General features: G+C 64.0%; 20 protein-coding genes. 6 read left to right on the forward strand and 14 right to left on the reverse strand.

Annotation, left to right across the window (positions count from 1 at the left end; all coding sequences use genetic code 11):
- Positions 1 to 38: 38 nt before the first annotated feature.
- Positions 39 to 1,367 carry a dicarboxylate/amino acid:cation symporter gene (locus tag AC1VON_RS14335; protein WP_172351540.1) on the reverse strand — a complete coding sequence of 443 codons (1,329 nt, stop codon included), beginning with the start codon at positions 1,365 to 1,367 and terminating at the stop codon, positions 39 to 41.
- 292 nt (positions 1,368 to 1,659) lie between these two features.
- On the opposite strand from AC1VON_RS14335, the gene AC1VON_RS14340 reads away from it, so the two are divergent.
- The 3 genes from AC1VON_RS14340 (at position 1,660) to AC1VON_RS14350 (ending at position 5,350) form a co-directional block, all read left to right on the forward strand.
- The gene (locus AC1VON_RS14340; protein ID WP_172351539.1) at positions 1,660 to 3,480 is read left to right on the forward strand and encodes a sensor histidine kinase; all 1,821 of its coding nucleotides are present in this window, start codon (positions 1,660 to 1,662) and stop codon (positions 3,478 to 3,480) included.
- Positions 3,477 to 4,859 (forward strand): sigma-54-dependent transcriptional regulator, encoded by a 1,383-nt coding sequence (locus AC1VON_RS14345; protein WP_172351538.1) that lies wholly within the window; start codon positions 3,477 to 3,479, stop codon positions 4,857 to 4,859. The genes AC1VON_RS14340 and AC1VON_RS14345 overlap by 4 nt, the downstream gene beginning before the upstream one ends.
- 68 nt (positions 4,860 to 4,927) lie before the next feature.
- The gene (locus AC1VON_RS14350; RefSeq protein WP_172351537.1) at positions 4,928 to 5,350 is read left to right on the forward strand and encodes a GNAT family N-acetyltransferase; all 423 of its coding nucleotides are present in this window, start codon (positions 4,928 to 4,930) and stop codon (positions 5,348 to 5,350) included.
- Here AC1VON_RS14350 and AC1VON_RS14355 read toward each other — a convergent pair.
- The 13 genes from AC1VON_RS14355 to AC1VON_RS14415 form a co-directional block, all read right to left on the reverse strand.
- On the reverse strand, positions 5,347 to 6,462 hold the full coding sequence (locus tag AC1VON_RS14355; RefSeq protein ID WP_483123748.1) for an anhydro-N-acetylmuramic acid kinase: 1,116 nt from the start codon (positions 6,460 to 6,462) through the stop codon (positions 5,347 to 5,349). The two genes, AC1VON_RS14350 and AC1VON_RS14355, sit on opposite strands and share 4 nt — an antisense overlap.
- Positions 6,463 to 6,639: 177 nt before the next feature.
- Positions 6,640 to 6,792 (reverse strand): iron chelate uptake ABC transporter family permease subunit, encoded by a 153-nt coding sequence (locus AC1VON_RS14360; protein WP_483123751.1) that lies wholly within the window; start codon positions 6,790 to 6,792, stop codon positions 6,640 to 6,642.
- Between the two features lie 129 nt (positions 6,793 to 6,921).
- On the reverse strand, positions 6,922 to 8,277 hold the full coding sequence (locus tag AC1VON_RS14365; protein ID WP_483123755.1) for a glutamine synthetase family protein: 1,356 nt from the start codon (positions 8,275 to 8,277) through the stop codon (positions 6,922 to 6,924).
- A 285-nt stretch (positions 8,278 to 8,562) separates the two neighbouring features.
- Positions 8,563 to 9,261 carry a GntR family transcriptional regulator gene (locus AC1VON_RS14370; protein ID WP_172351534.1) on the reverse strand — a complete coding sequence of 233 codons (699 nt, stop codon included), beginning with the start codon at positions 9,259 to 9,261 and terminating at the stop codon, positions 8,563 to 8,565.
- Positions 9,262 to 9,465: 204 nt separating this feature from the next.
- On the reverse strand, positions 9,466 to 10,617 hold the full coding sequence (locus tag AC1VON_RS14375; RefSeq protein WP_483123761.1) for a C45 family autoproteolytic acyltransferase/hydrolase: 1,152 nt from the start codon (positions 10,615 to 10,617) through the stop codon (positions 9,466 to 9,468).
- Between the two features lie 111 nt (positions 10,618 to 10,728).
- Complete coding sequence (locus tag AC1VON_RS14380) at positions 10,729 to 11,514, reverse strand: ABC transporter ATP-binding protein (RefSeq protein WP_244735192.1); 786 nt, start codon at positions 11,512 to 11,514, stop codon at positions 10,729 to 10,731.
- Position 11,515: 1 nt separating this feature from the next.
- Positions 11,516 to 12,319: an ABC transporter permease gene (locus AC1VON_RS14385; RefSeq protein WP_483126333.1), complete on the reverse strand. Its 804-nt coding sequence runs from the start codon at positions 12,317 to 12,319 to the stop codon at positions 11,516 to 11,518.
- A gap of 46 nt (positions 12,320 to 12,365) precedes the next feature.
- Positions 12,366 to 13,709 (reverse strand): histidinol dehydrogenase, encoded by a 1,344-nt coding sequence (hisD, locus tag AC1VON_RS14390; protein WP_172351532.1) that lies wholly within the window; start codon positions 13,707 to 13,709, stop codon positions 12,366 to 12,368.
- Between the two features lie 30 nt (positions 13,710 to 13,739).
- Positions 13,740 to 14,480, reverse strand: a complete 741-nt coding sequence (locus AC1VON_RS14395) for an SDR family NAD(P)-dependent oxidoreductase (RefSeq protein WP_483123768.1) — start codon at positions 14,478 to 14,480, stop codon at positions 13,740 to 13,742.
- 56 nt (positions 14,481 to 14,536) lie between these two features.
- A complete protein-coding gene (locus AC1VON_RS14400; RefSeq protein ID WP_483123772.1) occupies positions 14,537 to 15,250 on the reverse strand; it encodes an SDR family NAD(P)-dependent oxidoreductase in 714 nt (237 codons plus the stop codon).
- A complete protein-coding gene (locus AC1VON_RS14405; protein ID WP_172351530.1) occupies positions 15,247 to 16,131 on the reverse strand; it encodes a polysaccharide deacetylase family protein in 885 nt (294 codons plus the stop codon). Before AC1VON_RS14405 ends, AC1VON_RS14400 begins: the two co-directional genes overlap by 4 nt.
- 72 nt (positions 16,132 to 16,203) lie before the next feature.
- The gene (locus AC1VON_RS14410; protein ID WP_483123776.1) at positions 16,204 to 17,202 is read right to left on the reverse strand and encodes an ABC transporter substrate-binding protein; all 999 of its coding nucleotides are present in this window, start codon (positions 17,200 to 17,202) and stop codon (positions 16,204 to 16,206) included.
- A gap of 41 nt (positions 17,203 to 17,243) precedes the next feature.
- Complete coding sequence (locus tag AC1VON_RS14415; RefSeq protein ID WP_483123778.1) at positions 17,244 to 19,349, reverse strand: N,N-dimethylformamidase beta subunit family domain-containing protein; 2,106 nt, start codon at positions 19,347 to 19,349, stop codon at positions 17,244 to 17,246.
- A gap of 143 nt (positions 19,350 to 19,492) precedes the next feature.
- Here AC1VON_RS14415 and AC1VON_RS14420 point away from each other — a divergent pair, with 143 nt between their 5' ends.
- The 3 genes from AC1VON_RS14420 to AC1VON_RS14430 all read left to right on the forward strand — a co-directional run bounded on the left by AC1VON_RS14420 (position 19,493) and on the right by AC1VON_RS14430 (position 22,753).
- Positions 19,493 to 20,314 carry a LuxR C-terminal-related transcriptional regulator gene (locus tag AC1VON_RS14420; protein WP_244735191.1) on the forward strand — a complete coding sequence of 274 codons (822 nt, stop codon included), beginning with the start codon at positions 19,493 to 19,495 and terminating at the stop codon, positions 20,312 to 20,314.
- 229 nt (positions 20,315 to 20,543) lie between these two features.
- Complete coding sequence (gene ftsZ / locus AC1VON_RS14425; RefSeq protein WP_172351527.1) at positions 20,544 to 21,575, forward strand: cell division protein FtsZ; 1,032 nt, start codon at positions 20,544 to 20,546, stop codon at positions 21,573 to 21,575.
- A gap of 203 nt (positions 21,576 to 21,778) precedes the next feature.
- Positions 21,779 to 22,753 (forward strand): sugar-binding transcriptional regulator, encoded by a 975-nt coding sequence (locus tag AC1VON_RS14430; protein ID WP_172351526.1) that lies wholly within the window; start codon positions 21,779 to 21,781, stop codon positions 22,751 to 22,753.
- The last annotated feature ends 6 nt before the right edge of the window (positions 22,754 to 22,759 follow it).

The following is a 22,759-nucleotide window of genomic DNA, read 5'->3' on the forward strand; positions in this document are numbered from 1 at the left end:
GATGCCTCCGGCCATTCGCTATCGAGCGTTCCTGTGGATCACTCGGCGGGAACGATGTCCGCCGGCAGGCTGTCGTCGGCTGTTCCAGCCAGGGCTCTCGCCAGCTTGGCCTCGTCGAGTTCGCCTTCCCAGCGTGCCACCACCAGCGTGGCGACCGCGTTGCCGATGAAGTTGGTCAGCGCCCGGCACTCCGACATGAAGCGGTCGACGCCGAGGATCAGCGCCATGCCGGCGACCGGCACGGAGGGGACGACCGAAAGCGTCGCGGCGAGCGTGATGAAGCCCGCGCCGGTGATGCCTGCGGCACCCTTCGAGGACAGCATGGCAACCAGCAACAGCAGGATCTGGTCGCCCATCGACAGGTGGATGTTGGTCGCCTGCGCGATGAACAGTGCCGCCAGCGTCATGTAGATGTTGGTGCCGTCGAGGTTGAAGGAATAGCCGGTCGGGATGACCAGGCCGACCACCGAGCGCTTGGCGCCGGCCTTCTCCATTTTCTCCATCAGCGAGGGGAGGGCGGCTTCCGACGAGGAAGTGCCCAGCACCAAAAGCAGCTCTTCCTTGATGTAGCGGAGCAGCGACAGTATGGAGAACCCGTTGTAACGGCAGACCGCACCCAGCACGACGAACACGAACAGCAGCGACGTCGCGTAGAATGTGCCGACCAGCATGGCGAGATTGATGACAGAGCCGATGCCGTATTTGCCGATGGTGAAGGCCATGGCGCCGAAAGCGCCGATGGGGGCGGCCCTCATCAAAACGCTGACCAGCTTGAACATCGGCGCCATCAGCGCCTGCAGGAAGTTGAGCACCGGCGCGCCCCTGTCGCCGACCAGCGCCAGCGCGATGCCGAACAGCACCGAGAAGAACAGCACCTGCAATATGTCGCCATCGGCGAAGGCGCCGACGATCGTGCCGGGAATGATGTTCATCAGGAAGCCGGTGACCGACTGGTCATGCGCCTTGGCGGCATAGGTGTTGACGGTCGAGGCGTCGAGCGTCGCGGGGTCGATGTTGAAGCCGGCGCCGGGCTGCACGACATTGGCCACGATGAGGCCGATGATCAACGCCAGCGTCGAGAAGGTGAGGAAGTAGAGCATCGCCTTGCCGGCGACGCGGCCGACCTTCTGCAGGTCGCTCATGCCGGCGATGCCGGTCGCCACCGTCAGGAAGATGACCGGGGCGATGATCATCTTGACCAGCTTGATGAAGGCGTCGCCGAGCGGCTTCATGCTCTCGCCGATCGACGGATAGTAATGGCCGAGCAGGATGCCGATGGTGATCGCCACCAGCACCTGCACGTAGAGTTGGGCATAGAGGGGCTTGCGCTGCGCGGCGGCCGCGCCCGATTGGTCTGCGATGTGCATCGAACTCTCCCTGGCCGGATGGACGGAACCCGCCCTGCGTGACTTCTCCCATCGCGGCGTTCCGGTCGCCCGCCGCTGGAGGGAGTTTTGCAAGCGCCGTGCCAGATCGGGGAAAGCCCGGAATCCCGGGATTCGGGGCGTTCTTCAGCTGCCTTCGTCGGAGGTGTGTGCGGATTTCCGCACAGAAGGCGTTTGCCTGGGCGGAATTTCGCATTAGAGTGGCGGGCTCTAGGAAAGGAGAGGGCAGACGCCGCAGACAGGCACCGATAGCGGCTCCGCAGCCGGTTGTGAAATGCTGCGCGAGGCGGTTGGCCGGCTGCGCGATGGCCGCTGGCTTGTCGTCCTTATCGCCCTTGCGATCCTGGCCGGCGCGATCGCCATCGCGGGGCGCATCGCCACCGGCCAGGCGACCAGTGACCTGCGCGACACGGCACTTGCCGCCCTGCCGCTGGCGGCGGGAACGCTGACAGGCGAAATCGAGAAGCAGCGCCTGGTTCCCTTGGTGCTGGCTCGCGACGATGCCGTGCGCGGGGCGCTGCGCCGGGCCGGGACCATGCAGGAAGCGGCCCTCAACGACAAGCTCAAGGCGATCGCCGGCGATGCCTCGGCCTCCGCCATCTACGTCATCGACACGGCGGGCATCGCTATATCAGCCAGCAATGCCGGCGAGCCGGCCAGCTTTGTCGGCATCGATTATAATTTTCGTCACTATTTCAACGAGGCCATGGCGAAGGGCTCCGCCAGCCAGTATGGCCTGGGTACGATCAGCGGCCGGCCGGGTCTCTATCTTTCGAGTCGCGTCGACGACAACGGCAAGCCGCTGGGCGTCGTGGTGTTGAAGGTCGAACTCGACGGTGTCGAGGCCAATTGGCACTCCAGCGGGTTCCTCGTTTTCGTCACCGATGAACGCGGCGTCGTTCTGGCCACCAGCCAGCCCGAATGGCGGTTTCATGCGCTGGCGCCGCTCTCCGCCCAAGATGCCGCCGCTGCCCATGAGCAGCTGCAGTTGGCCGATGCCGCCTTCGAACCGCTGCCGATGCGGCGCGGCGCCGGCGACGGCCTGGCGACGATCGAGAGTTCGGGAAAGCCGCGCCAATTCGTCGAGGTGGTGCAGGATCTGCCCGGTGCGGTCCCCGGCTGGCGCCTCTGGCTGCTGACGCCGGCGGACGCCGCCCTCTCGTCTGCCGCCAACACGGCGCGCCTGACGACGCTGCTTGGGCTCCTGCTGACCGGCTTGCTTGCTTATGTGCTCACAAGGCGCCGCCGCACACGCCGGCTGCGGCAGGAGGCGCTGGCGCGCATGAATGCCGAGCTCGAAAGCCGGGTATCCTCGCGAACCGCCGAACTGACACGCTCCAACACCGCACTCGCCGGCGAAATCGCCGAGCGCGAGAGCGCCGAAGCCAAGGTCCGCCGATTGCGCGACGATCTCGCCCAGGCCAACCGGCTTTCCATCCTCGGCCAGATTGCTGCGGGCGTGGCGCATGAGATCAACCAGCCGGTCGCCGCGATTCGCACCTATGCCGAGAATGCCGGCCGCTTTCTCGAAGGCGGCAGGACAGAACCGGCAAGCGGCAATCTGACCTCGATCGTCTCGATGACCGAACGCATTGGCGCCATCACCAGCACCTTGCGCACTTTCGCCCGCCGCCCCGGTGTCGCCGCTTCGCCGCTGCCGGTGCGCGAGGCGATCGACGGCGCCCTGTCGCTGCTGTCCGGGCGCATCCGCGATTCCGGCGTCACCATCGTCAAGCCACGCGGCAATGCATCGCCGATGGTGATGGCAAGCCGCATCCGGCTGGAGCAGATCCTGGTCAACCTGTTGCAGAACGCACTCGACGCCATGAAGGACCAGCCCGATCCCCGCATTGAGATCGACCTTGCCGAGCGCGACGACAGGGTGCTGATCTCTGTGCGCGACAACGGTCCCGGCCTCGGGCCGGAAACTGCCAGCAGTCTGTTCATGCCGTTCCAGACCACCAAGGAGAAGGGCCTCGGCCTCGGGCTGGTGATCTCGCAGGAGATCGCCCAGGAATTGGGCGGCACGCTGCGGCTCGATCCCGACAGCGCCGCCGGAGCATCCTTCACCATTGATTTAAGGCGAATTGAATGAACGAGGGATCAGGGCTCGTGGCGCTCGTCGACGACGATGCCGACCTGCTGCACGCCACCATGCAATTGCTCGAACTCGCCGGCTTCACGGTGGTCGCGCGCGACGCCGCCGAGGCAGCGCTTGCTGTCGTCCACAGGGACTTCGATGGCGTCGTCGTCAGCGATATCCGCATGCCGGGCATGAACGGCCTGCAGCTGTTCGATCGTATCAAGGCGATCGATGCGGACATACCCGTGATCCTGGTCACCGGGCATGGCGATGTCGATCTTGCCGTGGCCGCACTGAAAGACGGCGTCTATGATTTCATCCCAAAGCCCTATGCCGGCGATCGTCTCGTCGAGGCGCTGAAACGGGCGAGCGAGAAGCGGCGGCTTGTGATGGAGAACCGGCGCCTGCGTGAAGCCGCGGCCCAAGCTGCCGACGGCCTGCCGCTGATCGGCGAAGCGCCCTCAATCCGCCGCCTGCGCGAGACCTTGCGCCAGATCGCCGACATGGATGTCGATGTGCTGGTGGAAGGCGAGACCGGAACCGGCAAGGAAGTGGTGGCCGATCTCTTGCACCGGTGGGGCCGGCGTCGGGCAAAACCCTTCGTGGCGTTGAACTGCGGTGCTCTGCCCGAGACCGTCATCGAAAGCGAGCTGTTCGGCCACGAGGCCGGCGCGTTCACCGGCGCGCAGCGGCGGCGGATCGGCCGCGTTGAACATTCCAGCGGTGGTACGCTGTTCCTCGACGAGATCGAATCCATGCCGCCGGCCCTGCAGGTCAAGCTGCTGCGGGTCCTGGAGACGCGCAGCCTCACGCCGCTTGGCTCGAACGAGACCAGGCGCCTCGATCTCAGGGTCGTGGCGGCGACCAAGGTCGATCTCGGCCGGCCCGACCAGCGCGGCGATTTCCGCGAGGACCTCTATTTCCGCCTCAACGTGGTGACGCTGCGCATTCCGCCGCTGCGTGAGCGGCGCGGCGATATCCCGATGCTGTTCGGGCATTTCCTCGGCAAGGCGGCGGAGCGCTTCGGCCGGCCGGTCGCAAAGGTGAACGTCGCGGTGAGCGATCATCTCCAGTCGCATGATTGGCCGGGTAATGTGCGCGAGCTTGCCCATTTTGCCGACCGGGTGGCGCTCGGTCTCGGCCCGGACGACGAAGCCGAGGCGACCGTGCGGCTGCCGGAACCCTCGGCGGCGTTGCCGGAGCGGGTCGGGCAATATGAGGCACAGCTCATTCGCGACGCGCTGCGCGACCATGGCGGCGATGTGCGCGGGGCCATCGACGCGCTCGGCGTGCCGCGCAAGACATTCTACGACAAGCTCAAGCGCTACGGCATCGCCGCATCCGAATTCCGCAATGGTGGAGATCCGCAACCTGTTCGAGAGCCGACATAGACATTGCACCAGGGTCTTGCGCCTCGTAACGCTCCACTCCCATCCAGCCGAGCTTTCCGGAAAGAACCATGAAGACGAACCTAGAAACAACGGCAAACCCCTTGCCGGAAGAACTGGCCTTTCTCGGCGAGCGCCTGACGGCGTTCAACGACGGCGATGTCGGCGCATCCGAAAGGAAAGCGCTGGCTGTGTTCGTACGCGATGAAGATGGCGCGGTTGTCGCCGGCATTTCGGGCTACACAGCCTGGGGCTGGCTTTACGTCCAATGGCTGTGGGTCGACGAAAGGCTGCGCGGCCAGCACATGGCCGGCAAGATGCTGGACGCTGCGGAGCAGGAAGCCGCGGCGCGCGGCTGCCATGGCGCGTTGATCGACACCTTCAACCCGAACGCCGACAAGGTCTATCAGCGCCAGGGCTATCAACCCTTCGGCGCGCTGGCCGATTTTCCGGTCGGCCGCAGCCGCATCTTCCTGCAGAAGAAACTGGTTTAATCGGCAAGCTTTCCGCCGCGCATCGGCCGCGGCGCACCCGTGGTGCTCGGGAAACTGATCGGCAGGCCGCGCAGCACGCGCACGGCGAGGAAGGCAAAACACTCGGCCTCCACCGCATCGCCGCTCCAGCCGAGGCTTTCGGCCTGCACCACCTCGACACCGGCTCGGCTGGCGAGCATTGCCATCATCGTCGGGTTGTGGCGGCCGCCACCGCTGACCACCAATTTTCTGGGCCGGCTCGGCAAGAGGTCCAGCGCCTTGCCGACAGCGCCGGCGGTGAAGGCAGTGAGCAGGGCGGCACCATCCTCTGCATTCAAGCCGTCCGCCATCGCGGCGCCAAAGTCGAAACGGTCCAGCGATTTGGGGTAGGGCTTGCTGAGATAGGGATGCTGCAACAGCTTGGCCAGCCTTGCTTCGTCGACCGTGCCCGCCCGGCCAAGTGCGCCGTCGCGGTCCATTTCCCCGAGCCCCTTCGACTTGATGAAATCGTTGAGCGGCGCATTGGCGGGTCCAGTGTCGAAGGCGACGACATTGTCTGCGCCATCCCACCAGGTGATGTTGGCGACGCCGCCGAGGTTTAGCACGGCCACCTCGCCGCTCGCCCCGGCGCTGCGCATCAGCGCGGTGTGGTAAGCCGCGGCCAGGGGTGCGCCTTGCCCGCCGGCGCGCATGTCGGCCGAACGGAAATCATAGGCGACCTTGGTGCCCAAAATGGCGTGCATCAGCTCGCCGTCGCCGAGTTGCCGGGTCTGGCCGAGCCGTCCGACCTGCGGCGCGCGATGCAGCACGGTCTGGCCGTGGAAGCCGACGACACCGATATCGGCCATCGTCATGCTGTAGCCCTCGACCAATTCCTTCACCGCTGCCGACTGGGCACGCGTCAGCGCTTCCTCGGCCTTGCGGAAGATCGCCGGTTCCGGTCCGACGAAATTCCAGGCCCGTGCAGCCGTCAGAGTCTCTTCCAGCAGCGAGCGGATCGATTGGGGATAGGGCATCAGCCGATAGGTGCCGAAATCGTCGATCCGCTCGCCATCGGTCTTGATCAGCGCGACGTCGATATTGCCGTCAAGCACGGTGCCGGTCATCAGGCCGACGGCCCAGATTGGTTCCATCATTGCGCTCCATTCATGAGATCACCGAAGCGGGGTGATTCCACTGCTGGAATGAGATGTCGGACGGATTCGATCGATGGGCAAGGTCTGCGTCCGGTTGCTGCAGAATTCGATCCACGTCTTGCGCCGGCTGTCGGGGATCCAGGCTTGCCTCGGAGGCACGCTGCAACAGGTCTATCAACTCTGGCGCGGCACGCCCTTGGCCAGCAGGTAGACGAGATACGGCCCGCCGAGCAGCGAGGCGAACAGCCCAGCCGGCAGTTCGTAGGGAAAGGCCGCCATGCGCGACAGCCAGTCCGAGACGATCATCAGCAAGGCCCCCAGAAGCATCGCGCCCGCGAGATGAACGCTTGCGCGGGAAAAAGCCGGCGAGCCGGGCAAGATGCGGCACTATCAGGCCGACGAAGCTCAGGGGTCCGACGACCATGGCGGAGAGCGCGGTCAGCCGATGGCGCGGCCTTAAACGCTTTCGAGATAGGTCTCGATCTCGAAGTCGCTGACATTGAGGGCAAAGGTGTTCAACTCCTGGCGTTTGCACGCGACGAAGGAGTCGCGCAGGATCGACGGGAAGATTTCCGCCACATGCGTTCCACATTCGAAAGTGGCGATCGCGGAGGCCCAGTCCGGCGGCAGCTTGGCTGGTGCCGCGCCTTGTCCGTCGTTCCCGGTCGGTTCGCCCGGCGACATCTGTCTTTCGATGCCGATCAGGGCTGCGCCCAATATGGCGGCAAGCACCAGATAGGGATTGGCGTCCGCTCCCGACACGCGATGCTCGATGCGGCGCGCCCCGGTCGGGCCGCCGGGAATGCGGATCGCGACCATGCGGTTCTCGTAACCCCAGGCGACCGCGGTCGGTGCATAGGAGCGCGGGCGAAGCCTGCGATAGGAATTGAAGTGCGGCGCGAACACCAAAGTGCTCTCGGCCATCGCCGCCAGCAGGCCGCCGACCGCGTGGCGCATGGTTTCCGAGCCCTGATCCGTGCCGTCGTCGAACACGTTGCGGCCTTCGGCGTCGACCAGGCTGAAATGGACGTGAAAGCCGTTGCCGGCCCGGTCGCCATAGGGTTTCGCCATGAAGCAGGTGGCAAAGCCGTGCTTGCGGGCAATGCCCTTCACCGTGCGCTTGAACAGCACGGCATCGTCGGCCGCCCGCAAGGCGTCGGCGACATGGTTGAGGTTGATCTCGAACTGGCCGACGCCGTTTTCGGCAATCGCCGTGTCGACGGGAATGCCTTGCGCCCGGCAGGCTTCGTAGACGTCATGGATGAAGGATTCGAAATCGTCGATCTCGTCGATCGACAGCGCCGCGTCGGAATCGAGACGCCGCCCGGTGACCGGCGAGACAGGTCCGACCGGCCGCTGCGACTGCGGATCGACCAGGTAGAATTCGAGTTCCGTCGCCGCGACCGGGGTCAGGCCGAGCGCCTTGTAGCGGTCGAGGATGCGGGCCAGCGCCCGCCGGGGATCGCCGAGATAGGGTGCGCCCCTCTCGTCGGCGAGCCAGAGCGGGACAAGCGCGGTCGGATGCGCGGTCCAGTCCACCGGCAGGATACCGCGTCCCGTCCATTGGCAAAGGCCATCGGCATCGCCGGTCGAGAAAACCAGCGTGTTGCCTTCGATGTCCTCGCCCCAGATGTCGAGCCCGATCAGCGAGTAGGGCATGCGCAGCTTGCCCTCCAGCGCCTTGCGGGCCTGCTCGACGGGTATGCGTTTTCCCCGCATGACGCCGTTGAGGTCGCACACCGCCGCCCTCAGGCTCTGGATGTCGTTTCTGCTTTCAAGCCAGCTCAGAACGTCCGCAATTGCATCGCTCAATTTCCAACCTCTGGTTTTCGAAGGTGCCCAAGCCGTGCCGGCTGCGCTATCCCTGGTAAAAATGCTTGTGAGTTTTCGGAAAGAATATCCGGCCGCTGCCAGGTATTTTCCTTATTTTTTCAATTCACTAGCTGGGATGTCGGGAGGCATTTCAAAACCAATTGCGCGATCTGCGATCGCAACATAGAGGCAAGAGGGTGGAAAGCCAAGGGGCATTCGGCGTGCCGGGTTTGCCGCCGAGCCGGCATGATCGGCCTTTGCGCCGAGCGGCTATTGCCGGCAATCCTAGGTTCTGGCGTCCGGAAATCTGGCCTGCCGCAGGATGTGCGCGGCGCCTTCGTCGATGTCGCGCATGATGGCCGCGCGGGCGCGTATCGCGTCCTGGGCCTCGATCGCCGCGACCACTTCCTCGTGATAGTCGATATCGAGGATCAAGGAGAGATCGTCCTCGAACCCCATGGCGAGATTCCTGAGAAAGGGGCCGACCTGCATCCACACGGTCTCGACCAGGAAGATCAGCTGCTCGTTGCCGCAATGACGATAGATCGAGAATTTGAAGGCGTAGTTCTTCCTGAGATAGTCGTCGATATCGCCCTTGCGCGCCGCCAGGGTCAATTCCGTGCAATGGCGGCGGATCGTCCTCAGATTGTTGCCGTTGATGAGCTTTGTCGCGAGCTCCGTCGCCGAGCCTTCGAGGATTGTGCGCACGGCGGTCAACTGCGAGAACCGGTCGGCGGAGATCACCGGCACCTCGACGCTGCCGTTCGGCATCGGGCTCAGCGCCCGCAGCGCCTGCAGCCGCATGAAGGCGCTGCGCACCGGCATGTCGCTGGTCCCGAGTTCCTTGGCGAGCTTGCGCGAGGTCAGCTTTTGCCCGGGCGTGAACTGACCGGACATCAGGGCCCGCACAAGCTCCAGATAGACCTTCTCATGCAGGGGTACGGTGTCGACCGCGCTCAACCCGAATTGTGTTCTGTCGGCCATTGGCGGGGCACTACTTCATTCGTTCTGAAATCTACCCCTGACGACTATAACCGCAGACAATCCCGTCTGGGCAGAGCACGATGGGACGCCGAGGCGAGTGATTTATCACCGTATGATAGACGCTTCGATCGCGGCGCCGCAAGCCGTGTCGCAAGGCAGTCGGGGCGGGTAGCGCTTCCGCTCCCCCGTGCGAATGCCGTCCTTTTAGCGCGCGGCTGCGGCCTTTCTCGCTTTCTCGAGAACCGCCTCGTCCATCGCCAGTTCATAACGTGCGAAGGTGCGGTTGTCGGCCGGTAGCGGTGCGATCTCCATGATGCCGCTCGCCGGCTCGAAGATGATCATCGCCACCGTCGCCGAAAGGTTGCCGCCGCCCTCGCGGATCGCCGGGCGGCAGACGCTGAACGGCGCGCCGAAATCGTCGATGAGCGCCTCCTTGAGATCATCGGCGGTGATATCGCCGTGCCGCGCGGTGAGATGCCGGCGCACGCGATAGTCACGGTAGAGACTGTCGGGCACGTCGCTGAGCCCTGTCTCGCGCAGCTTCGACAGCGCGATCGGGCTTTGCCAGTGATTGGCATGCACGATCAGGTCGTTCTCGGGATAGATCGGGAAAGCTTCGTCCGGCGCACATTCGATGTCGACGGCAAAACCCTCGGCGGTGCTCAGCATCATGTTGTTGGAACAGGACTTCGGTGTCGTCGCCACCACCCTGATGGCATGGGCGAAATGCCTGGCCTCCAGCGCGCGGCGCCGGATGAAGGGCAGGGGAATGCCGATGTCGCGGTAGTCGCGATCGGATTCCAGATAGTTCGCGGTGATGCCGATGCCGGCCGCGTTGAAACCGCTGCGGGCGAGCCCGCCGGCCTCGGTGAAGGTGAGGAGATCCGGGCCGTCGTCGCGCCGCACGCGAAGCACGATCGAGGTCTCGGCGCATTCGGCACGCCAGTCCCAGTTCTGGCCGTGGATCAAGCGGCCAGCCTTCGCCGCTTCCGGCAGGATCACGGCGCCCGTGCAGCCGTCCGGCTCGTCGTCGGAGATACCCTTTTCGCGCTTGGCCAGCTGCAGGATTTCGGTGCGGGCGTTGACCAGCACGATCGAGGACAAGCCGAGATTGGCACCAGCGGCGATCCCTTCCATCTCTTCGACGAGGTCAGGCGCCCATTGCCGAAGGCGAGGCAGGAACATGTCGCCGAAGCGCTCGACATCGTCTTGGCCGAAGCCGAACCGCTCGAGCTGCCCGGCATAGAGCGCGACCGATGCATGGATGCGGCCACGCGCCTGCTCGCCATGGGCCTTGCCGCGATCGGTTGGTGTTCCGCTCACATCGACGAGCGGAAAGGGCGCGACTGCCGTCATGGAAAGAGACCTCGAATTTTGCCGGTGGGTTCGACCCTAGTCCATTTCGTCAGGCGCCGGAATTCGCGGCGCCGCTCTGGGTGAAGCGATGGGCCGCTCCTGGCTTGACGCTCAATCGAACTCGGCGCGACGGGTCTCTTCGCGAATGGATTTCAGCACTTGCGCCTGAAGTTCGAGGACGTCGCGGTCATGCTGAATGCCGGTCGGCCGTGGCCTGACGGAAGGCACAGTGATGCACTCCTTGATGCGACCAGGGTTGAGGCCCATGACGAAGATGCGATCGGACAGATAGACGGCCTCCTCGACATCGTGGGTGACGAAGATCACGGTCAGGCGATGTTCCTGCCAGATCTGCATCAGCAGTTCCTGCATCTGGCCACGGGTGAGCGCGTCGAGCGCGCCGAAAGGCTCGTCCATCAGAAGCATCTTCGGCCGGTAGGAGAGGGCGCGCGCAATGGCGACCCTTTGCTTCATGCCGCCGGACAGCTGGCTCGGAAAGCTGTCGGCAAAGCGCGAAAGCTTCACCAGGTCGAGATGCTGGCGCGCCACCTCGGGGATGTCCTTGGCATCATGCCCGGTCTCGCGCAGCGCGAACTCGACATTCTGCAGTGCCGTCAGCCATGGCAGCAAGGTGTAGGACTGGAAGACGACGCCACGGTCGCGGCCCGGCCCGTTGATCGGGCTGCCGTCGACCAGCATCTCGCCTTGTTCATAGTCCTGCAGGCCGGCGATGATCGACAGCAGCGTGCTCTTGCCGCAGCCCGACGCGCCGACCAGCGAAACGAACTCGTTGTCGCCGACTTCGAGGTTGATGTCGTCAAGCACCTTGATCGTCGAACGTCCGTTCGTGAACGACTTTTGCAGATGCGAGATCTTCAGCTTGGGATGCGCCTGCATGTCAGGACTTCCTCTCATATGTGAAGAAATGCCGACCGAGGAAGCGCATGATCTGGTCCGTCGCAAGGCCCAGTATGCCGAGCACCAGAATGTATCCGATCGCCATGTCGGTTTGCAGGTAGCGCTGGGCAACCGTGATCCGGTAGCCGAGCCCCGAATTGGCGGCGACCAGTTCGGCCAGCGTCACCCAGGTCCATGCCCAGCCCAGCGAAATGCGCAGCGTGTCCCAGATCTGCGGCATCGCCGATGGCACGACAATGCGCATCAGCACACGCAGATCGCTCATTCCCAGTGTCCGCCCGAAGCCGATGAAGTCTGTGGGAACGCGCTTGATGTTATCCTTGAACATCAGCGCCTGCTGGAAATAGGTGCCGATCCAGATGATCAGGAACTTCTGGATGTCGCCGGTGCCGCTCCACAGGATGGTCAGCGGCACGAACGCCACGACCGGCATGTAGCGGACAAAGTCGAGGAACGGTTCGATCGCCGCCTCCCAGAAGCGATAGGCGCCTATCAGGATGGCCGTCGCCAGCGCCATCACCGAGGCAATGAGGAAGCCGATCATGATGCGGTAGACGCTGTTGCCGACATCGCTGGCCAGTGTTCCATCGGCGGCCAGCTTTCCAAGCTTGGCAACGACGGCGACGGGCGAGGGCAGGAAGATCGGTTTCGCCACGCCAAGCCCGGTCGCCAGGAACCACGCCGCGATGAAGAGCAGGAAGGCGCAGACGGCGATGAAGAGATAGGTCGAGCCGGAAATCTCCGCCGCCATGCTCAGCAACGGTTTGCGCTGGGGGCGTTGCATGGTCTGCTTCGGGACGGCTGTGTCGGTCTGTAGGGTCATCGTCATCTCACGGGCCGGTGAAAGGGCTGCTGTTCGACAGGATGCGGTCGCGGATTTCCGAAACCGAATTCGCATGCGCCATGAAGCCTTCATATTGGGCAAAGGTGCGCGCGGCCGGCGCCAGCCTTTGATAGGCCGCCTGGGACAAATAGGCGATCGAGGAGCGCTTCATGAAATCGAAGACGGACAGCGGCGAGGCGGTGTTGGCGCGCCCGCCCGTCGGCAGGACGTGGCTCGGTCCAAGCACGAAGTTTGCGATCGGAATTGCCGAATGCGGACCGAGCAGGATCTCGCCCGCGTTTCGGATTCTTGGCAGCAACTCGAAGGCCGAGGTCGACAGCACGGCCAGATGCTCGGCCGCGTAGTCGTTGATGAAGTCGAAAGCCGCTTCGATCGAAGGCGCCAGCACGATGCCGCCATTCCTGCCGTTCAGCACGGTGCGGGAAAAATCGGCGCGGTACTCTCCCATTGCCTCCCAGAACTGCGGCACTGCGGCGGCGATGGCCTCCGCCAGGGAACGATCGGTCGTCACGACAAAGGCGGATGAGTCGGGGCCATGCTCCGATTCAACCGTCAGCTCCAATGCGGCAAGTGCCGCCGGAACCGAACTGTCGGCATAGACCAGCAACTCGCTCGGACCGGCCGGGCTGCCCGGATCGATCCGGTTCGACAGAAGCTGGCGTGCCGCGCTGACCCATGGACTGCCGGGGCCGACGATCTTTGCGCATTTCGGCACGGTCTCGGTGCCGTAGGCAACCGCCGCCACCGCCTGCGCGCCGCCGCAGAGATAGATGTCCTCGATGCCGATCAAGAACGCGATGAAGCGCGTGGCGGCGTCGGCCGAACCGTCCGGCCCCGGCGGGGTCACGATGACCACCCTTGGCACGCCCGCCACCTTGGCCGGCACGGCGGTCATGATCGCGCTCGACGGGAAGAAACCCTTGCCTCGCGGCACGTAGCAGGCGACGGAATCGATCGACGTCCAGCGGTCGCCGATCAGCGCGCCTTCGGTTTCCTCGCTCAGCCAGAGATTGTCGGGCATTTGCGCCTCATGGAAGCGCCTCACCTGCGCCACCGAGAGCCGGATCGCCGCGACGATCTCGGGATCGAGTTCCTTCTCGGCGCCGGCGATCTGGCTCGCGGACACCTTCAACGCCGCGCGGTCCAGCGTCACGCCGTCAAACTGGGCGGCAAGCTCGATCAGGGCATCGTCACCCCTGGTCCGCACGGCGGCGATGATCGGCTCGACCTTGCGGATCGTGTCGGTGAGATCGGCCTCGGTCCGCTCGAGCAGGCGTGTGCGCGCCTCGCAGGACATGTTGGCCAGGTCGTGGATTGCTACAGGTGACATTCTATTTCCTTCGTGCTGTCGAAACACCCCTCACGGGGCGACGCGCGCGGCCAGCCAGCCGCCGTCGATGTTCAGGATATGACCGGTGATGAACTGGGCGTCCGGGCCGCACAGGAACAGGATGCCACCGGCGACATCCTCGGCCGTGCCGACGCGCCGGATCGGCGTGGTTTCTATCATGGCGCGCCGGTACCAGGCGTCCGAAGCGATTCGCTCGGCGACGATCGGCGTGTTGATGACGCCGGGCGCCACGGCGTTGACGCGGATCCCGTCGGCCGACAGATCGGCGGACAGCTGGCGCGTCAGTTGCGACAGTGCGCCCTTGGACGCGGCATAAGGCGCGGTGTTTGGAAATCCGATCTCGCCGAACACCGAACAGACATTGACGATGCAGCCGCCGGGTTTCGTCAGATGGGGAAGCATGTCGCGTGTCAGCCGCATCGCGGCGCGCACGTTGATGCCCATGACATGGTCGATCAATGCGTCGCTGCTGTCGGCAAGCGCCTTCGGCCCGGCGACGCCGGCATTGTTGATCAGCATGTCGACGGTACCGAACCGCGCCTTGGCGGTTGCGACGATCCGCGCCGGGGCATCGTCCCCGGCGAGATCGATCGTCAGTTTCGGTTCCACGCAGTCCGCCAGGTAGTCAGCGTTCCAGTCGACCGAAAGCACCTCGGCGCCTTCGGCCTGCAGGCGCCTGGCCGTGGCGAGGCCGATGCCGTTGCCGGCGCCGGTCACCACGGCGGTCTTTCCCTGAAATCGCCTTTCCATTGCCAGTCCTTTCCGGCCTGATCTACGTCTTGGTCCCCGTCTTTCGGGATCATGCTCTAGATCGTCTGCCCGCCGTCGATCGTGAATTCGGAGCCGGTGATGTACTCGCTGCCGGGCGACGCCAGGAACGCGACGAGATGCGCGATTTCCTCTGGCCTCGCCAGCCGGTTGAGCGGCACCGAGGCGGCCATCTTGGTCAGGTTTTCGGCGGTGTTCTCGCCAAGCATCGGCGTATCGACAAGGCCCGGATGCACCGCGTTGACGCGGATGTTGCGGCCGGCCAGTTCGCGCGCCGCGACCTTGGTCATGCCGCGGATCGCCCATTTCGAGGTCGAATAGGAGAAGGCACCGCTGAACCCCCTCAACCCGCCCGTCGAGCAGACATTGACGATGGAACCGCCCTGCGTCGGCATCAGCGCCGCGGCGGCGCGCATGCCGAGGAACGTGCCAAGCTGATTGACATCGGTAACGGCCTGGAAACCGGCAACGCTTTCTTCCAGGAACGGCACCGGATTGAAGATGGCGGCATTGTTGATCAGCGCATCGAGATGACCGAACCGCTCGGAAACCATGTCGGAAATGGCAGTCCAATCGGCTTCATCAGCGACATCGAAGGAGGCCGACAGGATCTGGCCGGCACCGGTGGCCTGTTCGCTTACACCGGTGAACGACCGGTCTAGCGCGATCACGGTCGCGCCTGATGAGGCGAACAGCGTCGCGATCGCCGCGCCGATCCCGCCGGCGGCCCCTGTCACGATTGCCGTTTTCATCTGACCAACCTGTTGTCGCCGGCATCCACGGGCAAGGAAGGCGAACGCCCCTTGCGCCAATGGCGAACGTAGTCCTGGCAAGTCGTGAAGCCGGCGCGCTCATGCGAGGCGACATGGCGGATGAATTCTTCCAACATCAGCAGCCTGTGGCCACGTCCCATGATCTGCGGGTGCATGGTTACCACCATCACGCCGCTGCCGATCCGCTGGTAGAGGAAGTCGAACTCGGCCTTCCAGATCTCAAGCGCCGTCGACGGCGCGCGGCCGCCAGGCAGATAGCCCTTGTCGGTCGCCAGGAATTCGAATTGCGGAAAATCGTCGAGATGCCAGGCGACAGGCATCTCGACGAGCTCGACCGGCAGGCCGAAGCGGAATTCCTCCGTGGTCGACCACGCGTCACCGATCCGGCACCAGTACGGTTCGTGGTCGTTGCCCATCATCGAACTCTCGTATTCGAAACCGAATTCGAGCAGCAGTTCGACGGTGGACGGGCTGTTGTCCCAGGCCGGCGACCGGTAGCCGGAGGGCCTGACGCCGGCGACCTTGTCCAGTGCTTCCAGGCCTCTCAGCAGGACGGTGCGCTCTTCCTCGCGCGTCAGCAGCACGGGGTTCTCATGGACCCAGCCATGATGGCCGATCTCGTGGCCGCCATCGCGGAAGGCGCGCACCACCGGCGGGAAGGCAAGCGCCGAATGGCCAGGCACGAAGAAGGTTGCCGGGATGCCGGCCCGGTCCAGCACGTTGAGGATGCGGCGCGCGCCGATCGGATCGAACTCGCCGCGCGAGAGCATGCTCGGCGACGTCGCCCGATGGCTGCCGATCCATGTCGAATAGGCATCGAAATCGAACGTCAAGGCCACTTGAACGGCGGTGCTGGTCATGTCTGAATTTCTTCCCGCCATTGCGATGGGGGAGGCAGAGCCGCGATGGCCTGCCTCCCGGTTCGTAGGCGACTACTTGGAATGTGCCACGGTCGGGTCGATGGCGGCGTCGTAGGCGATATCCTTGTCGATCAGCTTGGCGGCGATCGCCGCCTTGACGATGCCGGGATAGGTGTCGGACTTGAACACGCCGTTCAGCGCCTTCTGGCTTTCGCTGACCGAATAATAGGACACGCCGTCGAAGGCCGTCGCGAGGTCCGCCGGCTCGGCGCCGACGCCCTTGGCGATGATCGCGCGGCCTTCCTCGGTGTGGGCGCGGTAATATTCGAGTGCCTGGTCCCAGCTCTTCAGCATGGCCTGCACCTGGCCCGGCTTCTTCTTCAGCGTCTCCTCCGGCACGGAGAGCACGTCGCTGATCAAGCCCGGCGCCTCGCCGGCCTCGGCCAGCACCTTGATGTTCTTGTCGGCGCCGATAGCGGCCGAAATATACGGTTCATAGGTCACCGCCGCCGGCACGGTGCCGGAAATGATAGCCGTACCGGCGCTGGCGGCTGGCATAGGCAGGACGTTGACGTCGTCGATGGTCATGCCGTTCTTCTGCAGCACGTAGTTCAGCAGCAGATCGCTGGTCGAGCCGCGCTCGAAGGCAACCTGCTTGCCCTTGAGATCGGCCACGGTCTTGATCTCGCTGTTGACCAGGATGGCATCGGCCTTTGTGCTGGCATCGAGCAGCAGCACGCCCTTGATCGGAATGCCGGCCTGCACCTTGGCCAGCAACTGCTGGATGGACTCATTGTCGCCGTCGACCTGTCCGGCGGCAACCGCCGCGCCCATATCCTTGTCTTCGACGAAATTGGTCAGCTCGACGCCTTCCAGCCCGTTGGCTTTGAAGAAGCCCTTTTCCTGGGCGATGTACCACATGCCGTAGCCGAGCCAGGGCGATATTGCGAGCTTGAACACGCCCGGTTCGACCGGGAGGTCCTGTGCCTTTGCCGTTTGTGTCGCGAACGGCATTGCGGTGGCGAGTGCCAACAGGGCGGCCGCCCCGATGAAGTGTTTTCTCAATCCCATGATCCTGGTCCTTGTTCCCAAAGTGTGATGTTGAACTGTCGCTATGCCGTCGAACCCGATCGGGCGGCGGGTTGGCCCCCGCTCTGTTGCTGTCGGTCCGGGTTCGTCCGGCTCTTTGCCGCCGCCAGATGCGTCAGCAAATTCTTCGTGATCCTGCCGACGTCGTTCATGGCATCGCCGGTCGGCAACGCGCCGCACCAGGCGACCGAACTCGCGCAAAAGATCAGACCGCCCGAAGGCAGATGGCGCAGCGTCATCTCCGCGCAGCGTCGCGATGCGCGCTCCTCCGCGCCGCCCTCGTACCAGCGCGTCGCATCATGGACGAAGCTGTCCGGGAAGCCGGTTGCGCGCGCGATGACCGTCGTATCGGGGGAGGTGCCAAGATGCGGATCGGTGGCATCGACCTCGTAGCCGGCCGCACCGCCAAGCACGATGCCCTCGTCGCCGAAGGTCTCGTTGGCGACCCCTTTGAACAGCCATGCGGCTGAAGCGTCATGGCTCTGCGGCGTGCGCGTGAACGGCCGCGCACCATCGAAACCCATCAGCGAGATGGCGACACCGGTCAGCGAGAATTCGCCACGCCCGCTGGCGCGAAGATGGCCGCCGGGCTGGTTGGTGATCGACAGCGACTGTTCGGCGATCGGGCCATCCCAGGTGCGGCCGGCTTCGAGCGGCGAACGGCGCAGTTCCATCAGATCGTTCTGAAATGCCACCTTGCCGGCAAAACCATTGCCGCCGAGATAGGCGATGCCGCCGCCTGTCGCGGCGAACTGGCGCAGCGCATGTTCCATCTCGACCGACATGTATTCGGGGTGGCTGCCGGTGATGACCGCTTGATAATCAAGCAAGCCGGCAAGGCCCCGCTCATGCAGGTCGCGATCGGTGATGAGATCGAAGGCGATGCCGTTATTGTGGCAGAAGCGCAGAAAATGCAGGTCGACCGGCAGATTGTGCGGGCAGCCGCATAGCGGGTAATTGTAGTCGTCGCGCAGGGTTGCCTTCGGCTTTTTGTAGGAAGCGATCGACACGCCGCTGAGGTCGCTGTGATAGTCGTAGAGCGACTTCAGATTGTTGTCGATCGCGAAGCGATGGCCAAGATCCTCGCACATCCATTCATAAAGATGCGCCGGCAGGAATTCATCCGCATAGGCAAGATAGGTGGCCGTCGGCACCAGGAACAGCAGCGGCGCACGGCGCACGGACGAGGTGATGAAGAAGACGATGCGCTCCGCTCCTTCGTCATGGCCGACCTCGAAGGCATAGACGCCCGCAGGCACCTCGTCCGGAACATGCAGATGGTATGAGGCCGGCCACTGCAACGCGCCCATGTCGTCGTCATGGCAATGCACCGCGTCGTAATGCGACGGCACCAGCCGGGGGTCGAAACTTGATCCATCCCAGCGCCGCGAGGTCATGCAGAACGCCGGCTGGTTGATGGTTTCCAGCAAGAGGACGCTGTCTCCGCCGGCGGAGACGATCGGGCCGCTCGGCAGCAAGGTGGGGAACGTCCAGGCGATGTGTCCGGTCGCGGTCTGCAGCGCGATCGCCGAGAACTTGGCATTCAGCGTTTTGACATCGTTCGCCGCACTGGCGCCGAAGACCATGTCGCCGGTGGGAGACCAAGTCCGATCGAATTGACGATGCAGGCGATATGGCGACAAGAGGTCGTCCGAGCCGATCTTCAGGATCGTCCCGTTGCCATCGGACGAAATCTCGACCGTCAGCCACGTATTTGCCGGCAAGGTCTCGCCGATTTCCTGCGGCTTGCCGTCATGGCTTGATGTCAGACGTCCGTCCTGCAACCCAAGGCGCAGATTTCCGCATTCGAAGAGCACGCGGGGGCCGTCATTTCGAGTCAAATACACTTCGAAGGCGACGCCGCTGATCTCAGTGGCCTTGGCCATTTCCGTTGCCGCGATCTTCAGGAAGGACCCATGGTCGAAGTCGCGATGCGATGCGGCATTCCCTGTCGGTTCGACACGCCAGTTCATGAACTCGGCCGTGGGCGTATCGAGCCGCACGATCCGCACGTCGCGCACTGGCTGAGACGAGGAGAGATGAAGCGCGACCGGCGCTCCGGCCGCTATGTGCCAGGGAACCGTGTAGCCCGAAACGGCCATGGCGCCATGATCGACGGGGCGTCTCATCGCGGCAAAAATCCGCGCCGCGATCCCGGCCTGTGTGCTCTCTTGAATGGCAAACTGGACAATTCTCTCGTACCCCTGTTTTTTTTGTTTTACACTACGGGTATCGTTTCTTGGGGGTATATACCCCCATCGGGGTATGATTGGTGACAAAGTCCATCTTTGAAGGCCTCGCGCTGGCCATCGATGCGATCGGCAAACGCGAGTTCTATCCGGCTGTTACCGAGTATCTGCGGCGCTGCCTCAGCTACGACAATGTCATCGTCATCGTTTTCTCGGGCACCGCCGTGCCCAACGTGCTCTACAAGAAGATCTATGGCCCCGATGTGTTTCGCTATCTCGCCGAACAATATCTGCCGGCCGCCTATCTGCTTGATCCGATCTATCATTTTCACCTGAGGCGTGGCGCGCCGGGGCTCTATCGTCTTCTCGACGTGGCGCCTGACCAGTTTCGCCGCAGCCGCTATTTCAAGTGGTATTACGGGCGGATCGGCATCACCGACGAAATATCGGTCGTGCTGCCGATCGGGGAGAATGCCACCATCACCATCTCGATGGGCAAGGACGGTTCTTCCGGCCAGGCCTTCGCGGCCAAGGCCGAGGACTGCCTGCGCGCGCACGAGCCGGCGATCATGTCGCTGCTGCGCGCGCATTGGGTTGCGTCCGAAGCCCCGCCCGCGGTCGCTCCGCGCCCGATGTCGATCACCGACAGCCTGATCGCGGCGATGCGGACGCATCACAATGTGCTGTTGAGCAAGCGCCAGGCAGAAGTGGCGCTCCTTATTTTGCAGGGACACTCCTCGCCATCGATCGGTTTGAACCTCGGTGTCAGCCCGCAGACGGTGAAGGTTTTCCGCAAGCAGCTCTACAACAAATGCAGCCTGTCATCGCAGGCGGAGCTGTTCGCGCTGATGATGCCGATCCTGGAGCGAGCCACCAGCCAGGTTCCAGAGCGGAAGGCGTCCTGAAGAAGGCCGGATCACGGTCAATCGCCCGGGATCGGACCGCTGGTCGCACGAGGTCGGCCCCTTCATCACAAATCTTGAGCTTCCGCGCACTTGCACGTCCGGCCGCTCTCTGGCTTTTTGGGGCACCCATCCGAACGGACTGATTCGCGTCATGCCGCTCGATTGCAATGTCTTGCAGGCAATCCACGGGTGGGTCGTGAAGCGCGCAATTGGCGAGGGAGAAGCAGGCATGGCCGAGTTCAAGAAGCCGGAAATCTCCGAGATGAGACCCAAGATCACCGTTATCGGCGTCGGTGGCGGCGGTGGCAACGCCATCAACAACATGATCGCGGAACAGCTTCAGGGAACCGAATTCATAGCCGCCAACACCGATGCCCAGGCGCTGACCATGTCGAAGGCGACGCGGCTGATCCAGCTTGGCGCGCACGTCACGGAAGGGCTGGGCGCGGGATCGCTGCCCGAGATCGGCCGTGCCGCGGCCGAGGAATCGCTCGACGAGATCATGGACCATCTGGCCGGCACGCATATGTGTTTCGTCACCGCCGGCATGGGCGGCGGCACCGGCACCGGCGCCGCGCCGATCATTGCGCAAGCGGCGCGCAAGGCCGGCATATTGACCGTGGGCGTCGTCACCAAGCCCTTTACCTTCGAGGGCAGGCGCCGCATGCAGATGGCCGAAGAGGGCATCGAGCGGCTGCGCGAAGCCGCCGACACGGTGATCGTCATCCCGAACCAGAATCTGTTCCGCATCGCCGATGCCAAGACCACCTTCGCCGATGCTTTCGTCTTCGCCGACCGGGTGCTTTATTCCGGCGTCAGCTGCATCACCGACCTGATCGTCAAGGAAGGCCTGATCAATCTCGACTTCGCCGACGTCAAATCGGTGATGCGCGGCATGGGCCGCGCCATGATGGGAACCGGCGAGGCATCAGGCGAAAGCCGGGCGATGAAGGCGGCGGAAGCCGCGATCGCCAACCCGCTGCTCGACGAAGTATCGATGAAGGGCGCTAAGGGCGTTCTGGTGTCGATATCGGGCGGCCGGGACATGACCCTGTTCGAGGTCGACGAGGCCGCCACCCGTATCCGCGAGGAGGTCTATGAGGACGCCGACATCATCGTCGGCGCCATCTTCGACAAGAGCATGGAAGGCCGCTTCAGGGTTTCGGTGGTGGCGACCGGCCTCGACAGGGCGCTCGCCGATGCCGATGCCGGTGTCGCGCACGACCATTCCATGCCGTCCGCCGCAAGGATCTTGCAGTAGACCTTTTTCCTTCGAATTGACCGGCCACCGGGCAGGCGGCCTGCGAAGGAACGCAGGCGCGGCGTACTCGCGCCCTCTCCGTACCCCTGGACGGCCAGGAGCCGTTTTGAACCTCCGTGCATGACGGCGGAAGGCTGCGCTTGACTCTGATCGAGTCGTGTGAAAAATTTTGCAGCAACTGATAAAAATATCAAAGGGTGGAAATGGTAGGGTTCGGCAACGGTCTCCTGCGCGACGACGAAACCAGCATGGCGACACGCGCCGCGTGGCTTCACTATGCCGGTGGTCTGACCCAGTCGGAGGTCGCCAAGCGGCTGGGGCTGACCAGCCTCAAGGCCCATCGCCTCATCACCAAGGCCAACCAGGAAGGGCTGGTGAAGGTCTATATCGACGGCGAAGTCTCCGAATGCGTCGAGCTCGAGGACGAACTGTCCCGCCGCTACGGCCTCGATTATTGCGAGGTGGTTCCGGACTTCGATTCCGAGGATCTGCCGCTCAAGGCGCTCGGCATTGCCGGCGCGCAGTTCCTCAAGCGCGAGATCGAGCGCGGCGAAGAAGCACTGATCGGTGTCGGCCACGGCCGCACGCTGGCCGCCTGCGTGGAGTATCTGCCGCGCACCTCGACCGACAAGATCCGCTTCGTCTCGTTGCTTGGCGGCCTGACGCGCAAATTCTCGGCCAATCCGCATGATGTCATTCATCGGCTCGCCGAACGCACCGGCGCCGAAGCCTATGTGATGCCGGTGCCGATGTTCGCCAATACCGCCGAGGACCGGACCGTTCTGCTCGGGCAGAAGGGCATCAGCGAGGTCTTCGATCTCGCGCGGTCCGCCGACCTCTTGTTCGCCGGCATCGGCACCGCCGAGCGCGAGGCATCGCTGGTTGCCACCGGCATGATCGAAAAGGGCGAGATGGAGGAGATCCGCCGCAACGGCGGCGTCGGCGAATTACTCGGTCATTTCTTCGATGAAGCCGGCAAGGCGGTGGCGACCACCGTTTCCAACCGGGCGCTGGCGCTGACGCGGGAGGACATCGCCAGCCGCCGGATCGTCGCCGTCGCCGGCGGAAAGATCAAGGTTCGCGCCATCAAGTCCGTGCTGGAAGGCCGCTATCTCAAGGGCCTGATATCGGACGAGCGGACGGCGCGATCTCTCGTGGAGGAGACGCCGGTCGGGTAGCCGGCA

Source organism: Mesorhizobium sp. HAY1-8B, assembly GCF_056868045.1.